The 700-nt window shown below is 50.1% G+C and carries 1 protein-coding gene; it reads right to left on the reverse strand.

The genetic code is table 11. The features are described from left to right. Positions 1-695, reverse strand: a 695-nt coding sequence (ttdA, locus tag CYO89_RS04590) for a L(+)-tartrate dehydratase subunit alpha (RefSeq protein WP_103597297.1), incomplete at its 3' end; no start/stop codon positions are given. Between the last annotated feature and the right edge of the window lie 5 nt (positions 696-700).

Raw genomic sequence — 700 nt, forward strand, 5'->3', positions numbered from 1 at the left:
TCTTCGAGTAGCTTTTCAGTTAATGCAGCGCGTTCATTTGGATTTTTAGAGCCCAAAGGCCTCATAAGCGCCTTTTTAGAAAGCAAGGACGCTACGTCGATCGAAGTGCCCACGCCAACACCAACTAATAGCGGCGGACAGGCGTTTATGCCGTAGCTTGTCATTATATCCATGACGAATTTAACGACCCCCTCATAGCCCATACCAGGCATCAGCACAGTCGCTTTGCCAGGCAAGCTACAGCCGCCACCAGCCATATATGTATGCATCTCGCACTCGCTGCTATTTGGCACGATCTCCCAAAACACACTTGGCGTGCCCTTGCCGACATTTTTGCCTGTGTTATACTCGTCAAATGTCTCAACGCTGTTGTGACGAAGCGGAGCCTCACGAGTAGCTTGGAGCACCGCCTCTCGCAGCAACTCTTCAAGTTCGCCGATGAGTGGGAAATTTGCGCCGCATCTTACGAAAAACTGGATCACTCCAGTATCCTGACAGGACGGGCGGTTTAGTTCCTTTGCAAGGCGCTGGTTTTCAAACATCGTTTTATAGATCTCCTTTGCCAGTGGCTGCGTCTCGCACTCGGCGAGCTCCCTCAGCTTCGCCGTCACGTCATCGGGTAGTACTTTGCCCGTGTAGCCGACAAATTTCGCCATAACTTCAGTCATCTTTTTTATAGATTTTTCTTTATCCATCGCTT

The organism is Campylobacter concisus (assembly GCF_002913765.1).
Taxonomy (GTDB): domain Bacteria; phylum Campylobacterota; class Campylobacteria; order Campylobacterales; family Campylobacteraceae; genus Campylobacter_A; species Campylobacter_A concisus_BB.